17 protein-coding genes, 3 tRNA genes and 1 other RNA gene are annotated in these 16,149 nt (G+C 64.4%); 8 read left to right on the top strand and 13 right to left on the bottom strand.

Features of this window, described 5'->3' with window-relative positions; all coding sequences use genetic code 11:
- Nucleotides 1-27: 27 nt before the first annotated feature.
- Nucleotides 28-1,773 carry a DNA polymerase III subunit gamma/tau gene (gene dnaX / locus FFS30_RS09340; RefSeq protein WP_137912878.1) on the bottom strand — a complete coding sequence of 582 codons (1,746 nt, stop codon included), beginning with the start codon at nt 1,771-1,773 and terminating at the stop codon, nt 28-30.
- 151 nt (nt 1,774-1,924) lie between these two features.
- On the opposite strand from dnaX, the gene FFS30_RS09345 reads away from it, so the two are divergent.
- The 3 genes from FFS30_RS09345 to FFS30_RS09355 all read left to right on the top strand — a co-directional run bounded on the left by FFS30_RS09345 (nt 1,925) and on the right by FFS30_RS09355 (nt 2,709).
- A tRNA-Ser gene (locus FFS30_RS09345) sits at nt 1,925-2,017 on the top strand.
- Nucleotides 2,018-2,074: 57 nt separating this feature from the next.
- Nucleotides 2,075-2,171, top strand: an RNA gene (ffs, locus tag FFS30_RS09350) — signal recognition particle sRNA small type.
- Nucleotides 2,172-2,301: 130 nt separating this feature from the next.
- Entirely contained in the window at nt 2,302-2,709 is a 408-nt protein-coding gene (locus FFS30_RS09355; RefSeq protein ID WP_137912879.1) for a hypothetical protein, read from the top strand.
- A gap of 27 nt (nt 2,710-2,736) precedes the next feature.
- On the opposite strand, the gene FFS30_RS09360 is transcribed toward FFS30_RS09355, so the two are convergent.
- The 6 genes from FFS30_RS09360 to FFS30_RS09385 all read right to left on the bottom strand — a co-directional run bounded on the left by FFS30_RS09360 (nt 2,737) and on the right by FFS30_RS09385 (nt 6,755).
- Nucleotides 2,737-3,153, bottom strand: coding sequence for a molybdenum cofactor biosynthesis protein MoaE (locus tag FFS30_RS09360; protein WP_249352420.1), 417 nt, complete (start codon nt 3,151-3,153; stop codon nt 2,737-2,739).
- A 93-nt stretch (nt 3,154-3,246) separates the two neighbouring features.
- Nucleotides 3,247-3,486, bottom strand: a complete 240-nt coding sequence (moaD, locus tag FFS30_RS09365) for a molybdopterin converting factor subunit 1 (RefSeq protein WP_137912881.1) — start codon at nt 3,484-3,486, stop codon at nt 3,247-3,249.
- The gene (gene moaC / locus FFS30_RS09370; protein ID WP_137912882.1) at nt 3,483-4,037 is read right to left on the bottom strand and encodes a cyclic pyranopterin monophosphate synthase MoaC; all 555 of its coding nucleotides are present in this window, start codon (nt 4,035-4,037) and stop codon (nt 3,483-3,485) included. Before moaC ends, moaD begins: the two co-directional genes overlap by 4 nt.
- A 116-nt stretch (nt 4,038-4,153) precedes the next feature.
- On the bottom strand, nt 4,154-5,212 hold the full coding sequence (gene moaA, locus FFS30_RS09375) for a GTP 3',8-cyclase MoaA (RefSeq protein ID WP_137912883.1): 1,059 nt from the start codon (nt 5,210-5,212) through the stop codon (nt 4,154-4,156).
- 17 nt (nt 5,213-5,229) lie between these two features.
- The gene (locus FFS30_RS09380) at nt 5,230-5,988 is read right to left on the bottom strand and encodes an MBL fold metallo-hydrolase (protein ID WP_137912884.1); all 759 of its coding nucleotides are present in this window, start codon (nt 5,986-5,988) and stop codon (nt 5,230-5,232) included.
- Nucleotides 5,985-6,755 (bottom strand): 3-deoxy-D-manno-octulosonic acid kinase, encoded by a 771-nt coding sequence (locus tag FFS30_RS09385; protein WP_137912885.1) that lies wholly within the window; start codon nt 6,753-6,755, stop codon nt 5,985-5,987. The genes FFS30_RS09380 and FFS30_RS09385 overlap by 4 nt, the downstream gene beginning before the upstream one ends.
- 54 nt (nt 6,756-6,809) lie before the next feature.
- On the opposite strand from FFS30_RS09385, the gene FFS30_RS09390 reads away from it, so the two are divergent.
- Nucleotides 6,810-7,886 (top strand): glycosyltransferase family 9 protein, encoded by a 1,077-nt coding sequence (locus tag FFS30_RS09390; protein WP_137912886.1) that lies wholly within the window; start codon nt 6,810-6,812, stop codon nt 7,884-7,886.
- Nucleotides 7,887-8,010: 124 nt separating this feature from the next.
- Here the strand turns inward: FFS30_RS09390 and FFS30_RS09395 are convergent, their stop codons facing one another.
- Nucleotides 8,011-8,412, bottom strand: coding sequence for a DUF6165 family protein (locus tag FFS30_RS09395; protein ID WP_137912887.1), 402 nt, complete (start codon nt 8,410-8,412; stop codon nt 8,011-8,013).
- Between the two features lie 112 nt (nt 8,413-8,524).
- On the opposite strand from FFS30_RS09395, the gene FFS30_RS09400 reads away from it, so the two are divergent.
- Nucleotides 8,525-8,615: transfer RNA gene (locus tag FFS30_RS09400), tRNA-Ser, on the top strand.
- A gap of 555 nt (nt 8,616-9,170) precedes the next feature.
- Here FFS30_RS09400 and orn read toward each other — a convergent pair.
- Nucleotides 9,171-9,740 (bottom strand): oligoribonuclease, encoded by a 570-nt coding sequence (gene orn / locus FFS30_RS09405; RefSeq protein WP_137912888.1) that lies wholly within the window; start codon nt 9,738-9,740, stop codon nt 9,171-9,173.
- A gap of 109 nt (nt 9,741-9,849) precedes the next feature.
- Here orn and FFS30_RS09410 point away from each other — a divergent pair.
- Nucleotides 9,850-9,939: transfer RNA gene (locus tag FFS30_RS09410), tRNA-Ser, on the top strand.
- A gap of 527 nt (nt 9,940-10,466) precedes the next feature.
- Entirely contained in the window at nt 10,467-11,285 is an 819-nt protein-coding gene (locus FFS30_RS09415) for an aminoglycoside phosphotransferase family protein (RefSeq protein WP_137912889.1), read from the top strand.
- A 30-nt stretch (nt 11,286-11,315) separates the two neighbouring features.
- Here the strand turns inward: FFS30_RS09415 and FFS30_RS09420 are convergent, their stop codons facing one another.
- Nucleotides 11,316-12,227, bottom strand: a complete 912-nt coding sequence (locus tag FFS30_RS09420; RefSeq protein WP_137912890.1) for a LysR substrate-binding domain-containing protein — start codon at nt 12,225-12,227, stop codon at nt 11,316-11,318.
- A gap of 119 nt (nt 12,228-12,346) precedes the next feature.
- Nucleotides 12,347-13,264 carry a LysR substrate-binding domain-containing protein gene (locus FFS30_RS09425; RefSeq protein WP_137912891.1) on the bottom strand — a complete coding sequence of 306 codons (918 nt, stop codon included), beginning with the start codon at nt 13,262-13,264 and terminating at the stop codon, nt 12,347-12,349.
- Between the two features lie 167 nt (nt 13,265-13,431).
- On the opposite strand from FFS30_RS09425, the gene FFS30_RS09430 reads away from it, so the two are divergent.
- Nucleotides 13,432-14,076 (top strand): nitroreductase family protein, encoded by a 645-nt coding sequence (locus FFS30_RS09430; protein WP_137912892.1) that lies wholly within the window; start codon nt 13,432-13,434, stop codon nt 14,074-14,076.
- Here the strand turns inward: FFS30_RS09430 and serS are convergent.
- Together serS and FFS30_RS09440 are read right to left on the bottom strand one after the other, a co-directional pair.
- On the bottom strand, nt 14,060-15,373 hold the full coding sequence (serS, locus tag FFS30_RS09435) for a serine--tRNA ligase (RefSeq protein ID WP_137912893.1): 1,314 nt from the start codon (nt 15,371-15,373) through the stop codon (nt 14,060-14,062). The genes FFS30_RS09430 and serS overlap by 17 nt on opposite strands.
- An 81-nt stretch (nt 15,374-15,454) precedes the next feature.
- Nucleotides 15,455-16,015 carry a hypothetical protein gene (locus FFS30_RS09440; protein WP_137912894.1) on the bottom strand — a complete coding sequence of 187 codons (561 nt, stop codon included), beginning with the start codon at nt 16,013-16,015 and terminating at the stop codon, nt 15,455-15,457.
- Nucleotides 16,016-16,149: the final 134 nt, after the last annotated feature.

A 16,149-nucleotide genomic window follows, 5' to 3' on the forward strand; every position in this document is an offset into this window, starting at 1 on the left:
CTTGCTGAGTGGATGCAAAACCGGGCGTCAGCCGACCGGCTTTATCGATTCGGGGATCAGGCGCGCGTCGAGATCGCGCATCAGCGCCTGCACGATCGGGTCGTCCTGCATCGCGCGCTCGGCGGCCTGCTGGCGCGCGTCGCGCACGCGACCGGCCGCCTCGGCGGGCGTTTCCGTCTGCTGTGCGCCGGTGCTTTTCTCGAAACGCACTTTGACGGCGCGGCCGAGAGCCTGACTCAATTTTTCTTCCATCGTCGCGACCAGCGGCGGCGCGCTGAAATATTCGTGCTCGGGTTTGATCGCAAGACGCACGACCTGCTGCTCGACCGCGATCAAGGTGCAATGCTGCGCCAGCGCGCCGATCGGGCCCTTCAAGCCCGCGGTTTCGATCAATCCGAGCCAATCCGCCGTGTCGACGGCCACGGGCTGAGATGCGGGGGCCGCAAGCGGTTTGTCCGCGACACGAACCGGCGCAGCGCCGCCCGCTTCATCGCCATAAACCGGCGGCTTGGGTTCGGCAACGCCGATCGCTCTGCGCGGTACTTCATCGCGGGATGCGGCCGACGCCGGTGACGGCACCGGGGTCGGCGTGTCGAGAACAGCCGGCGCCGGCGCTGCGGAGCGCAGCGGACTCGGCGATGGCGACGAAACGGTCCGCGCAGGTGCTGCTGCGATCTGCCCGCCGGCCTCGGCCGGCCGGAACGCGAGCATGCGCAGCAAGGTCATTTCGAATCCCGCGCGCGCGGTCGGCGCGAGCGGCAGATCGCGTCGGCCGACCACGGCCAACTGGTAGTACAACTGCGTTTCTTCAGGAGACAGCGCCGCCGCGAGCGTGGTGATACCCGCTTCGTCACCCTCTTCGGACGCCGCGTAGTCGCGCACGAGCTGTTTCAGCTGCACGCGATGCAAGGTCGCGGCGATTTCGTCGAGCACCTGGGCGAAATCCGGAGAGAACTCGGCAAGGCGATCGACCTCGGCCATCAGGGCCGCGCCGTCGCCGGCATGCACGTGTCCGATCAGTGCATGCACCTGGCCGCGCTCGATCGTGCCGAGCATCGCGCGCACCTCGTTGGCGTGCACCGCGCCCGCGCCGTAGGCGATCGCCTGATCGAGCAACGAGAGACCGTCACGCAGGGAGCCGTCGGCGCCGCGCGCAAGTTCGGCAATCGCTTCGGGCTCGAACGCAATCTGCTCGGCGTCGAGGATGCGCCACATCTGCCCCGAGATCTGCTCGGGCAGCAGGCGCTTGAGATTGAACTTGAGGCAGCGCGACAGCACCGTGACCGGCAATTTCTGCGGATCGGTCGTCGCCAGCAGGAACTTGACGTGCGGCGGCGGCTCTTCGAGCGTCTTCAGCAGCGCGTTGAAGCTGTGTCCCGAAAGCATGTGCACTTCGTCGATCAGGTAGACCTTGCAGCGTCCGCGCGTCGGCGCGTAGATCACGTTGTCGAGCAGCTCGCGCGTGTCGTCCACCTTGGTGCGTGACGCCGCGTCGATCTCGAGCAGATCGATAAAGCGTCCGGCATCGATGTCGACGCAGGCCGCGCATTCGCCGCACGGATTCGACGATTGGCCGCGCTCGCAGTTGAGCGACTTGGCGAAGATGCGCGCGATCGTGGTCTTGCCGACGCCGCGCGTGCCGGTGAACAGGAACGCGTGGTGCATGCGCCCGGAATCGAGCGCGTTGCTGAGCGCGCGCACGACGTGCTCCTGCCCGACCAGTTCGGAGAACTTCTTCGGTCGCCACTTGCGTGCGAGGACTTGATAGGACATGCGTTGAGAGATGCGCCCGATATCGCGTTCGACAAGCGCCGATTGTCTCAAGTTGCGGCGGCGAGACCAAGCGCTTTCGTCCTTGTACCGCGGCCGCGCCTCCTGTATCCTCGCGCGCCCTGCAGTAGTCGGTACAATGTTCTGCAGGCGCGGAGCGGTGTCCGAGCGGTTGAAGGAGCACGCCTGGAAAGTGTGTAAGCGGCTTATACCCGCTTCGCGGGTTCGAATCCCGCCCGCTCCGCCAGTTTTAGTAATCGATGCCGGATCGAGCCGGCATCGCCGCCGAGTTCAATGGCGGTCCCGTTGGTTCTCTCGCGACGATAGTTTGCAAATCCCGCCAGGGCCGGAAGGCAGCAACGGTAGTGAATGATTCGGGTGCCGGGATGCGGCTGGCGGGACTGCCACCTCCTTTTTCATGTCCTTGCTTGCTCGGTCGCTAGCCAGCGAGCGGCACTCGTGTGCGGCCATGCTTTTCGCTAAAGTTCCGCCGGCAACGGCGCCTGGCGGCCGAAAGCGGAGCGCAGACATATGTATGCGATCAAAGCGCACATCACGGACTCGGACGCGGAGACCTTCCGCTTCCGCGAACAGAAGACCATGTACGCAGGCAAGCGCATTGCCGAGAACGACGAAATCTTTCTTTTCGCCAGCGAGACGCAAGGCGGCTCGGGCCTGATCGCCCGCGGCATCGTCACGGCGGTCGAGGCGACGCCGAAGCAGCCTGGACTCGCCCGGCAGACGCCGCGCGTCAGCATCCGCGTCAAACGCACCGCGCTCGCGCTGCGGCGTCTCGGCCGGGACGAGCTGAAGCGTTTCTCGAACTGGAACGACGAGCGACCCGAGACCGAACTGAATTTCAAGCTCTATCGTCAATCGACGAACAAGATCGTCGGCATCTCGGCCGCGACTGCAGCGTTTCTGCGCGGATTCTTTTAAGGCAGCCGATTTGCCTCGCCTTGGTGGCTATTCCACCGGCGTGTTGTTGGGATGCAGCCATCCCGATTCGCCGTCGGCGTAGTGCTCGTTCTTCCAGATCGGCACGCGCTTCTTCACTTCGTCAATGATGTAGCGGCAGGCGTCGAACGCGGCGCCGCGGTGCGCTGCGCTGACCCCGACCCAGACGGCGAGATCGCCGATCGCCAGCGCGCCGGTGCGATGCACGCACAACGCGCCGACGATCGCGTAACGAGCGCGCGCCTCGGCGAGGATGCGCTCGCCTTCGGCCTGCGCGAGCGGCACATAGGCTTGATAGTCGAGCCGCTTCACGCCGCGGCCTTCGTTGTGATCGCGCACCCAACCCTCGAAGGTTGCGCACGCGCCGGCGCGCGCATCGGCAAGCCGGCGCGCCAACGCCGAGACATCGATCGCTTCGCCGCTGATATGAAAATTGGTCACGTCGAGTTATGCCCGTTTATTGCGTCAATTGCGCTTGCCCACGCCGAGGAGTTTGGCAGACACGAGCGCCGCCGCGAGCTAGCCGCCGGAGACCGGCGGGATAAACACCACCTCGTCGCCGTCGCGCAGCGCGCGATCCCAGCCGGCGAACTCGCCGTTGACCGCAACGCGCAGTTTTTCGCGCGGCATCGAAAATCCATGCCTGCCGCGCAATTCTTCGTAGAACGCCGACACGTCGGCCGCGTCGGAGACGATGGATTCTTCGTCGCGTCCGGCCTGGTCGCGCAGCGTGGCAAAGTAGAGTACGCGATACGTCACGAGCCGGCTCTCCGCGTCTTACGCGGCCCGCCGACGCTCGCGCCCTGTGCCGCACCTTCTACTTTTCCGGCAAGAACCCGGCGCTTGCCACCGGCCTTTTCCAGCAGCCGCAGATCGGCAATCACGATCTCGTGCGACAGCGCCTTGCACATATCGTAGACGGTCAGCGCGGCGACACTTGCACCGGTCAACGCTTCCATTTCAACGCCGGTCTTGTGCGAAATCGCGACGCGGCAGCGGATTTCCAGATCGGTCTCGGAGACGAAGCCGATCTCGAAATCGCAGCGCTCGATCGCGAGCGGATGGCAGAACGGAATCAACTCGTGGGTACGCTTGGCGGCGAGAGTGCCGGCAATGATCGCCGTGTCGATCACCGGCCCCTTCTTTGCGCGCATGCCACCTTCGCGCAGGCTACGCGCCACCGCGAGCGGAAAGCGCACCACGGCGCACGCTGCTGCCGTGCGCGCGGTGACCGGCTTTGCGCCGACGTCGACCATGCGCGGGCGGTTGTCTTTATCGAGATGCGTCAGCTCGTTCTTCGGCTTCGCCATAAGCAATTCCAAATTTGTACCTTGTGCAGCCATCGGCGCGCGCCGACGATCCCGTTTTCCTACCCATGAGCTATTCGGACGCCCTGACGCGCTTCGCCGACACGTAGCGCAAGCGCTCAACCACCCACCGCAAACATCTCGACATGTTTCTGCTCGCCGTGCGCGCGCAGTTCGGCACGCTGCTCACTGTAACGATCCGCGCGCTGCGTCCAGCGCGCGGCAATCACAGCGGCAAGCTCTTCGTCGCTTGCGCCGTCACGCAGCGGTGCGCGCAGATCGTAGCCCGTGCGCGCAAACAGACAGGTGTAGAGCTTTCCGTCCGCGGACAGGCGCGCGCGCGAGCAGTGGCCGCAAAACGGCTGCGATACCGAACTGATGAAACCGACCTCGCCCGCGCCATCCTTGAACCGATAGCGTTCGGCGACTTCGCCACGATAGTTCGGCCGCATCGGTTCGAGCGGCCAGCGCGCGGCGATGCGTTCGATCAAATCGGCGCTCGGCACGACGGCGTCGCCGCGCCAGCCGTTGACCGTGCCGACGTCCATGTATTCGATGAACCGCACAATATGCCCGCTGCCGCGAAATCGTTCGACAAGATCGAGCGCGTGACCGTCGTTGATGCCGCGCATCACGACGCAGTTGAATTTGATTCCGCTGAACCCGGCGCGCTCGGCCGCCTCGATGCCGGCCAGCACTTCGCCGACGTCGCCGCGCCCGCCCGAGAGCCGGCGGAACGTCTGCGCATCGAGCGTATCGAGCGATACGGTCAGACGATGCAAGCCGGCGTCGCGCAGCGCCTGTGCGAACTTCGGCAGCAGCACGCCGTTGGTCGTCATCGCAATATCTTCGATCTGCGGAATGCGCGCGAGCTGTTCGACCAAATGCGGCAAGTCGCGGCGCAGCAGCGGCTCACCGCCGGTCAGGCGCAGCTTGCGCACGCCGAGCGCGACGAAGGCGCGGGCCAGACGCTCGATCTCCTCGAAGCGCAGGCGCTGGTCCTTGCTGAGGAATTGGTAATCGTGCGCGTACTGCTCCTCGGGCATGCAGTACGGGCAGCGGAAGTTGCAGCGATCGATCACCGAGATGCGCAGATCGCGCAACGGCCGCGCAAAGGCATCCCGCGGCGCACTGGCGCCGGCAGTCGAAACCAGCTCGACCGGTATGCTTCTGCCCATTGCCTCGTGCCGCTCGGTCAAGTCCTGATCATGACATCGGGATGCGGCTGCGCCAATGCAAGCCACTCGCCCCCCCGCGCCACGCGATATCCGCGCGCCGCCAGCGCCGCGCCGTCGGCTTCACTGCCGTAATGATAGAGCGCGAAGCGCGAACGCAATTCCGCCGGATATTCGCGTTCGAGATCGTCAACGCCAGTGTGCGAAGGATTGCCGACCAGACCGCAGTCGTGGGCGACAGTTTCGCCCTGCGCGGCGTATTGCGCGAGCATCTCGGGGATCGGCCGCGTGTCGCCGGTCCAGACGAAGCTGCCGCGCAAGGCGACGGCGAACGAGGTCATCGGCATATGGTGCCGGGTCGGGAACACGTCGAACCAGATGTCTTCGTGCCAGAAGCCGCGCGAGCACGGCACGAGCTGGTAGCCGTCCCAGAAATTCGCGCCGCCTTCGGCGACGACGTCGGGATAGTCGGCGACGCGGCTCTGCAGATGGGTGATCAGCGCGGCATGGGCGTAGAGCCGCACGCGGCCGCGCAGCGCAGGATCGAAGTAGGCGCGATAGAACAGCCGCTCGAGGCCGCCGACATGATCCATATGCGTGTGAGTAATGTAGACGGCACGCGGCAAGCTGCCGTAGACCTTCTCGTAAGTCGTCAGCGTCTCCGGCCCGCAGTCGATCAGCAGCAGCGGCTCGCCGTCACGTTCGAGCACGGCGCCCGACGAGCCGAGTTCCACGGCCTGCGCCGCGCCGACGCCGAGAAAACGCAGAGACAGATTCATCGATTCACATCCTTCGCGGCCGATTCGAGGCCTTGTTCGTAAGCGGCCATCAGCGGCTGCCAGATTGTCCGCTCGAACGCCGCATCGCCGTCCTGCGCGGCGCCGATCTTGATCAGCGAACGCTTCAGCCGCGACAGATTGGCGAGCTGCCACGCGCTCTGCGGCACGCGTAGTTCACCGCGGTCGAAATCGATCAACCAGACTTTGTCGGTGTCGACGAGGACGTTATGCGCATTCAAGTCCGCATGATAGACGCCGGCCGCATGCAGGCGCGCGATCGCCGCGCCGGCGCGGTGCGCGACGCCGGCGTCGAGGCCGCCGTGCTGCGAGCGCCAGGTCAGCGTCTGCGCATCGGGGATGAACTGGGTGATCAGGTCGGCACGATAGTGCGCGCCGTGGCGCCGAAAGCGCGCCGCGATCGGACGCGACACGTCGAAACCGCGCGCGACCAGACCATGCAACAGGCGGAATTCGGCGAAGCTGCGCGTGTGTTCCGCGCCGTTCCACAAATAGCGATCGCCAAGCAGGCGCGCGACCAGGCCGCCGCGACGATAGTGACGCAGAGCCCAGTCTCCGCGCGGCGTATGCGCGAAGACGATGCCGCCGCGTCCGCCCGGCGCCGCCGTGGCGCGGTTCTGCGCGCTCCAGAACCCGGCATCGAACCAGCGCGGATCGAACTCGCCTTGCGCAAGCGCTCCGGCATCGAACAGAATCGCGCCGTCTGCAGTCTCCTGCTCGCTCACACCGCTTGCATCCGCCCCTGTCATGGCTGTCCGACTCGTTCCTCGCTGCGACCTCGTCCTCCAAGTCTAGCAAGCCTGATGTCCGATATCGCCCTTTCGACGCCTCGCGTCCCGCAATCGATCTGCCTGCTGCGCACTTCGGCACTCGGCGACGTCACGCATGTGGTGCCGATCGTGCGTACGCTGCTGGCGCAGGTGCCCGATGCGAAACTGACCTGGATCGTCGGCAAACTCGAGCACAAACTGATCGGCGATCTGCCCGGCGTCGAGTTCCTCATTTTCGACAAGAACAAGGGTTGGCGCGCATTCCACGAACTGCGCACGCAACTCGCCGCTCGCCGCTTCGACGCGCTGCTGCACATGCAGGTTGCGTTGCGCGCGAATGCGATCAGCGCCTTCGTCCGCTCGCCGCTGCGCATCGGCTACGACGCCGCGCGCTCGAAAGATCTGCACGGACTGTTCGTCAACCGCCGCATCGCGGCGCGCCGCGGCGAGCACGTGCTCGATGCGATGGCGAGTTTTCTCGAACCGCTCGGCCTGAAGCAGACCGAGGTGCGCTGGGATCTGCCGATACCAGATTCAGCACTCGAATTCGCCGAGCGGCATCTGCCCGGCGAGGCGAACACCCTGCTCGTCAGCCCCTGTTCCAGCCACGTCGTACGCAACTGGCTGCCCGAGCGCTATGCGACCGTGATGGATCACGCCGCCGCGCAAGGCTGGCGCGTCGCGCTCTGCGGCGGCCCCAGTTCGCTCGAACGCGAGATCGGCGACGCGATCGCGGCGAAGTGCCGCAGCAAGCCGCTCGACCTGATCGGCAAGGACACGCTCAAACAATTCCTCGCGCTATGCCGGCGCGCCGATCTCGTGATGACTCCGGACTCCGGCCCGATGCATATGGCCAACGCCGTCGGCACCAAGGTGCTCGGCCTGCACGCGGCGAGCAATCCGCATCGTTCCGGCCCGTACTCCGACCGGCGCTGGTGCGTCGACCGCTACGATGCCGCCGCGCGCAAGTACAAGGGCAAGCCCGCGACGGACCTGCCCTGGGGTACGAAGATCGAATATCCCGGCGTGATGGAGTTGATCGAAACCGAAGCGGCAATCGATCGCTTCGATGCGTTTGCGATGTTCCGATCTAAGGCACCTGTGCCGTAGATACGCGGCATTCCCGCGCCTCGTGCGAAAGCGATCGAATCCATTCCCGCCAGGGCTTTTCCGACCCGCTCCAACAACGATCCGCGCTCGAAAAAGATCGAACCGATGCCGGCACCGCCTTGCGCTAGGCTTTCGCGCTGTAGTCCTGGTACGACTTTTCTTCGACCAGCTTCGAGCCGAGCTTGATATTGATCGTCTTCTTCACCGCCGCGCGCTCGTCGTTGCGGATGTAGACGGCGCGCGCCAGTTCGATAAACTCGGCATCGAAGGCCTGCGCCTTTTCCTTGAGGCGGATGCGGTCTTCGATGTCCCACAGCGCCTCATTGACCGCCTTCAACTGCGCGCGCTCCGTCGAGATGTCCGTCTTCGACGCCGGGCTCGCAGCCCATATGGCGTTGAGCAGATCGAGTTCGGTGCGCACGTTGGCGAGTTTGCCCGCATCGCGGATCTGCGCGGACTTGATTTCGAGAATGGTGATCTTGTCGATCAGCTCGCCGATCGAAATGGGAGTGGAAAGTTCGGTCATGCCTGTCGGTTTCGTTCAAGAAAGAAGAATGATGGCGAAAATCGCAAATGGGTTGTAACTATTCGCCAAGCCACGTATCATCCGCGCCCTTCGATTCACGCGCACTTTCATAGGAGAGGTGGCAGAGTGGTCGATTGTACCTGACTCGAAATCAGGCGTGCGTTCATAGCGCACCGTGGGTTCGAATCCCACCCTCTCCGCCAGAAACGAAAAACGGCCCCCAGTGGGCCGTTTTTCGTTTCTGATGGTGCAGGGTCGGTGGACGAACCCACCCGGTTCGACAAATTCGCCGGGAGCGAATTTGGACAGCCGCAGGCTGGCCCCGTAGCGCGCAGCGCGGAGGGGGAGGCTCAGGATGAGCCGAACAATCCCACCCCATCATCCGCAACGCGCCGTTTTTCGTTTCTGATGGTGAGGATCGGTGAACGAACCCACTCGGTTCGACAAATTCGCCGGGAGCGAATTTGCACAGCCGCAGGCTGGCCCCGTAGCGCACAGCGCGGAGGGGTGAGGCTCAGGATGAGCCGAACAATCCCACCCCATCACCACCAGCGCGCCGTTTTTCGTTTCTGATGGTGTGGGGTCGGTGGACGAACCCACCCGGTTCGACAAATTCGCCGGGAGCGAATTTGGACAGCCGCAGGCTGGCCCCGTAGCGCGCAGCACGGAGAGGTGAGGCTCAGGATGAGCCGAACAATCCCACCCCACGCGTTTTCGCATCGCTCTTGTTCTTGCTCAGCCAAAAGGGGGCCGGCAAATCAGCCCTGCTCTCCCCCAAGTACCCCCATAAATTTTCGGTAATACCGCAACTCCTCGATCGAATCGCGAATATCCGACAACGCCGTATGCTTGGAGTCCTTGTTGAACCCCTTGTGCACCTCAGGAGCCCAACGCCGCGCCAGCTCCTTGATCGTCGATACGTCAAGATTGCGGTAGTGGAAAAACCGCTCAAGCCGCGGCATCAGACGATGCAGAAAACGGCGGTCCTGGCAGATCGAATTACCGCACATCGGCGACTTGCCGGACGGCAGCCAACGCGTAAGGAAATCCATGGTCAACGCTTCCGCGGTTGGCGCATCGACCTCGGAGTCGAGCACGCGCTGCCAGAGCCCCGTCTTGCTGTGCTGGCCGCGGTTCCAGTCGTCCATCGCCTGCAAGCTCGCCAACGGATGACCAATGGCGAATTCCGGCCCTTCCGCCAGAATATTCAACGACTTGTCGGTGACTATTGTGGCGATTTCGAGTATTGAGTCTCGATCCGTATCGAGGCCGGTCATCTCCAGATCGATCCAGATCAGATTGTCGTCGTGAGGCTGTCCTGCAGTCATGCCGCTCGCGTCCCGTCAAAGACTCGGACGATAACACCGCGCCGCCCACCGGCACAGCCACATCGCAGAAGCGCAGACCGATGACTTATACTTCGCGCCCGCACGCTTCGGAGAGGTGGCCGAGCGGTTTAAGGCAGCAGTCTTGAAAACTGCCGTGGATGCAAGTCCACCGTGGGTTCGAATCCCACCCTCTCCGCCAGAAACGAAAAACGGCCCCCAGTGGGCCGTTTTTCGTTTCTGACGGTGCAGGGTCGGTGGACGAACCCACCCGGTTCGACAAATTCGCCGGGAGCGAATTTGGACAGCCGCAGGCTGGCCCCGTAGCGCGCAGCGCGGAGGGGTGAGGGGTGAGGCTCAGGATGAGCCGAACAATCCCACCTCATCATCCTCGGCAGTCCTCGTGAGCCGTTTTTCATTTCTGATGGTGAGGATCGGTGGACGAACCCACTCGGTTCGACAAATTCGCCAGGTGCGAATTTGGACAGCCGCAGGCTGGACCCGTAGCGCGCAGCGCGGAGGGGTGAGGCTCAGGATGAGCCGAACAATCCCACCCCGATCATTCTTAGCAGCTTTAACGGACAGCCACTCGTTTCGGATTGCGAGGATCGTCCGACGAACCCACCCGGCTCGGCAAATTCGCCCGTGGGCGAATTCGGATGACTGAAAACAGCATCGCTGCATGCCTTCCTTGCCACCAACCAACTCCACCCTCACTGAATCATCACGATGTTCGACCCCTACCTTTCCCTCTGGAACCTCACCCCCGACGGCGAGCCGTTCACAACGCCCGGCGCGCGCCTGCTGCGCGTGCGCCGCCATGACGGCGCGCCAGCGATGCTCAAGATCGGCACCGAAGCCGAGGAAAAACTGGGCCATGTGCTGATGCGCTGGTGGGACGGCCGCGGTGCTGCGCGCGTGCTCGAACAGGCGCACGACGCGCTTCTGCTCGAACGCGCGACCGGTACGCGCTCGCTCGCGGCGTGGGCGCGCGGTGGGCGCGACGACGAGGCCACACGCATCCTCTGCGACGTTCTCGAAACCTTGCACGCTCCGCGCACGAAGCCGCTGCCGGCCGCGCTGCTGCCGCTGCAGGAATGGTTCGTCCAGCTCGGCCCGACGGCGCTCGCGCATGGCGGCATGCTGACGCGCGCCTACGCGACGTCTCAGGAATTGCTCGCCGATCCGCGGGACATCGTCACCCTGCACGGCGATATCCATCACGACAACGTGCTCGACTTCGGCCCCGAACGCGGCTGGCTCGCGATCGATCCCAAACGCCTGCTCGGCGAACGCGGCTTCGACTACGCGAACATCTTCTGCAATCCCGACCTCGACAACCGGAATCCACCCGTCGGCGTGCTCCAGAATCGTTTCCTCGCCCGGCTCGGCATCGTGAGCACGCAGGCTCGCCTCGAACGCGGGCGCCTGCTGCGCTGGATTCTCGCGTGGTGCGGACTCTCCGCCGCCTGGTTCATCGAAGACGGCGACGATTGGCCGATCGAACGGCGCGTCATGGAACTCGCGATCGCCGAACTCGATCGCTGAGCGCCGCGCGACGCATCGTCGCTGGACGAGCTACGACGTCATGCTTTCCAACGCGAACGGCATCTTTGCCACAAGCCAGTCGATCAATGCGCGCACCGCAGGCAGCATGCCGCGGCGTGACGGAAACACGCAGTGAACGATGCCTTCGGGCGGGCCCCACTCCGGCAGCACCATTTCAAGTTCGCCGTTGGCCAACGCCCCGGTGCAGACGAAGCTCGGCACGAGGGCGATGCCGAGCCCGCGCAACGTCGCCGCGAGCACGAAAGGAAAATCGCCGCAGATCACCCGCGGCCGATGTTCCAGACGGTACTGGGCGCCGTCGCGGCTGTGCAGATCCCAGACCTGCTGTTCGGTTTCGAGGTAGCTGATCGTATCGTGCTCGGCGAGATCCTGCGGATGCTGCGGCCGCCCGCGCGCGCGCAGATAGTCGGGACTCGCTGCGAGGACCATGCTGCCGCGGCCGAACTGGCGCACGACGAGGTCGGCGTCGGTGTCGAGCCGCTCGCGCACACGCAGCGCGATGTCGACGCCTTCGTTGATGATGTCGACGCGGCGGTCGGTCGATATCACCAGCACGCGGACCTGCGGATATCTCTCGCAGAACTCGGGCAGAAGTCCGGTGAGGATGTTCTGGGTCAGTCCGATCGGGCTGCTGATGCGCACCACGCCACGCGGCTCGGCTGTCATCTGCGCAACGACGTCCTCGGCGGCCTGCGCCTCCGCGACGACGTTTTGGCAATGGCGGTAGAAGCGCTGGCCCGCGTCGGTGACGGCGAAGCGCCGCGTCGAACGCTGCAGCAGGCGCACGCCGATACGTTCTTCGAGCTGGGCGATGCGCCGGCTGAGCCGCGACTTCGGAATGCCGAGCGCGCGCCCGGCCGCGGCGAAGCCGCCTTTCTCGACCACGATCGAGAAGTAGTACAGATCGTTGAGATCCTGCATGTCGCCCTCGCCTCTCGATTCGCCGGCAGAATACGCAAATTCCCTGACGCGCCGTTCTCGGACAGATCGCTCGCGCTCTTCGCCAACGCGCATCGAGCGGGCTGCCCATTTTTTCGGGACTAGATTCCCGGCACCTGCGTCTCGGCCGCAATCGGCATTTTCTCGGCAAGCCAGTCGATCAGCGCGCGCACCGCGGGCAGCAGACCGCGCCGCGACGGGAACACGCAATGCACGATGCCTTCGGGCGGACTCCATTCCGGCAGCACGACTTCGAGTTCGCCCGCGGCCACCGCGCGCGTGCATACGCTCTCGGGCAGCAGGGCCACGCCGAGCCCGCGCGCCGCCGCGGCGAGCACGAGCGGAAAATCGCCGCACATCACGCGCGGAGAATGGTCGAGTCGATACGTCCCGCCGTCGCGCCGGGAGAATTCCCAGGACTGGTTCTCCAGTTCGGCAATGCTGATCGTGTCGTACTTGGTCAGTTCCTGCGGATGCTCGGGCCGGCCGCGCTCACGCAGATAGCCCGGGCTCGCGACGAGGAAGGAGGAACTACGGCCGAACGTGCGCAGCACCAGATCGCCGTCGGTATCGAGCTTGAAGCGCACGCGGATCGCGACGTCGACGCCTTCGTTGATCAGATCGATGCGCCGGTTCGTCGACATCATCAGGATGCGCACTTGCGGATACTTTTCGCAGAACTCGGGCAGGATCGTCGTCATCACGTTCTGCGTAATCGACACCGGGCAGCTCACGCGCACGAGGCCGCGCGGCTCGCTGGTCAACTGGGCGACGGCATCCTCGGCGGCCTGCGCCTCGGCCATCACGCTCTGGCAATGACCGTAGAAGCGCTGGCCCGCGTCGGTGACGGCGAAGCGCCGCGTCGAGCGCTGCAGCAGGCGCACGCCGAGGCGGTCCTCCAACTGCGCGATGCGCCGGCTGAGCCGCGATTTCGGGATGTCCAAAGCTCGCCCGGCTGCGGCAAAGCCGCCTTTCTCGACCACGATCGAGAAGTAGTAGAGATCGTTGAGATCCTGCACCGCTCGCCCCCATCGTTCTGAAAATGGAACGCCCTAACCTCTTTTAGCCAGCTTATCACCTCCGGCGTGCGGTATTACATTTTTGCCCGACGCATCGCCAGGTCGGCCTGAAGTGGAACCAATACGGCCGGGTCGATGCACCCGCACCGAACCCGAAAGGAAAAGCCATGAACAACCTGATGATCGAATCCCTCAAGAAGCGCCGCACCCAGTACGCGCTCGGCAAAGCGCTGCCGCTCTCCCCCGGACAGACCTCGACCCTGATCCAGGAGGCGATCCGCCTCGCCCCGTCTTCGTTCAACTCGCAGAGCTCGCGCGCCGTGATCCTGTTCGGCGAGCAGAGCCTGGAGTTGTGGAACATCGCCAAGGAGGCTCTGCGCAAGATCGTGCCGGCCGACGCGTTCGCCGCGACCGAAGCCAAGCTCGACGCTTTCGCCGCCGGTGCCGGCACCGTGCTGTTCTACGAAGACCAGAACGTGGTCAAAGGCCTGCAGGAAAAGTTCGCGCTCTATGCCGACAATTTTCCAGTGTGGTCGGAGCAGGCCAGCGGCATGGCGCAGTTCGCCGTGTGGACCGCGCTCGCCAACGCCGACATCGGCGCCAGCCTGCAGCACTACAACCCGCTGATCGACGCGGAAGTCGCGGCGCGCTGGCAGATTCCGGCCTCGTGGAAGCTGCGCGCGCAGATGCCGTTCGGCTCGAACGAAAAGTCGTTCGGCGACAAGAGCTTCATGGACGACCTCGAACGCTTCAAGGTGTTCCATTCGGCCGCGGGCGACGCGGCCGCAGGCGAAGTCAGGAAATACGCGTAAGTCCGCGCATGTACGGCTGCAGCGCCTTCGGCACGTCGATCGAACCGTCGGCGTTCTGATAGTTCTCCATCACCGCAACGAGCGCACGGCCGACCGCCACGCCCGAACCGTTCAGCGTATGCACGAGTTCGGGCTTGCCGGTCGCCGGATTACGCCAGCGCGCCTGCATGCGCCGCGCCTGGAAGTCGCCGCAGTTCGAGCACGACGAAATTTCGCGGTAAGTATTCTGCGACGGCAGCCAGACTTCGAGATCGTAGGTCTTGGCCGCGGCGAAACCCATGTCGCCCGTGCACAGCAGCACTTTGCGGTACGGCAGTTCGAGTTTTTCCAGCACGACTTCGGCGCAGCGCGTCATTCGTTCGTGCTCTTCGGCGCTCTGTGCCGGCGCCGCGATCGTCACGAGTTCCACTTTCTCGAACTGATGCTGGCGGATATAGCCGCGCGTGTCGCGGCCGTGCGAACCGGCCTCGGCGCGGAAGCACGGCGAATGCGCGGTCATGCGCAGCGGCAGACCGTCTGCTTCGACGATCGTGTCGGCAACGATATTGGTCAGCGACACTTCCGCGGTCGGAATCAGATAACGTGAGCGGGGATAGCTAAACGAGCCATCATCGCGATGCGTCGTTTCCTGCACGATAGTTTTAAATAAATCTACCTCAAACTTCGGTAGTTGCCCCGTACCCCGCATCGTTTCCGGGTTGACCAGCAGCGGCACATTGCATTCGAGGTAGCCGTGCTCGCCCGTATGCAGATCGAGCATGAACTGCGCCAGCGCCCGATGCAGGCGCGCCAGGTCGCCGCGCAGCACGGTGAAGCGGGCGCCGGACAGTTTTGCGCCGGTGTCGCCGTCGAGCCAGCCGTGGCGGGCGCCGAGATCGACGTGGTCCTTCACCGCGAAATCGAAGCTGCGCGGCGTACCCCATTTGGATACTTCGACATTTTCACTCTCGTCCTTGCCGGCCGGCACGGACTCATCGGCGAGATTCGGAATGCCGAGCGTGATCTTGGCGAGTTCAGCCTGCACCTCGGCCAGCGCGGCCTCGTTGGCCTTGAGCTGATCGCCGATGCCGGCGACGTCGGCCATCAGCCCGGCGGTGTCTTCGCCCTTGGCCTTGGCCTGTCCGATCGATTTCGACAAGGTGTTGCGCTTGTTCTGCAGCTCCTGCGTCTGCACCTGCACAGCCTTGCGCTGCGTTTCGAGCGCTTCGATCTGCGATTTCGGCAGGTCGTAGCCGCGCGCTTTGAGTTTTTCGGCGACGGTATCGAGCTGGCCGCGCAGCAGGGCTGGATCGAGCATGGCAGGGATTTCACAAACGACAAAAAGGGCGCGGATTATCCCGCGCCCCCGATATTGCCGCAATGCACTATCCGATAACGGCTATCTGCGCCGGCCGAGCCACCAAGCAATGACCAAGCCCGCGAGCAGCCAGCCGACGCCCTGCTCGATCAGGTTGCCGATGTTGAAATCGTCGGGGAAGCGGTACCAGTTCCACAGCGGCACGATATTCGTCAGCCAGCCAAATACGCCGAAGCCGAGACTGCCGAGCACGCGCTGGCCGAAACTCCAGTTCGTCGCCGCGAGCATGAGGGCGACGATCAGCGCAGCGAGATAGCTGCCGATGAACTGCTTGACCAGGTTGCCGCTCATGTCGGCCGGATTCGCGATCTTCGGCCCGACTGCGACGAAGGTGAACTGGGTCTGCGCCATCTTGTCCGACCACGCTTTCTTTGCCGCCTCGTCGCCCATTTTCTCCGGATCGATGTGCGGCAGCAGATAGATGCCCTGCTGCGGCAGACCGGCCGAAACCGACTGCAGCACCACGTCCTCGTTGACCGGTTTGCGCATGCCCATCTCGCCGATCGGCAACAGCATGTGCGCAACGAAGCCCCAGAGGAAAACGACGATGGCGCCGAGCAGCGCCGCGATCACGTAACGCATGGCACATCTCCCCTCGCGAATGGAGCCGCGACGCTACGCCGCGGCCGCTGCCGTCGCAAGCCGCTGCGCAGCATTCGGGCGCGGCGCGGACGAAACCATGGCGAAACCGAGCGCTATTCCCGAATGGAATACTT

The organism is Rudaea sp. 3F27F6, from assembly GCF_005503555.1.
Taxonomy (GTDB): Bacteria; Pseudomonadota; Gammaproteobacteria; order Xanthomonadales; family Rhodanobacteraceae; genus Rudaea.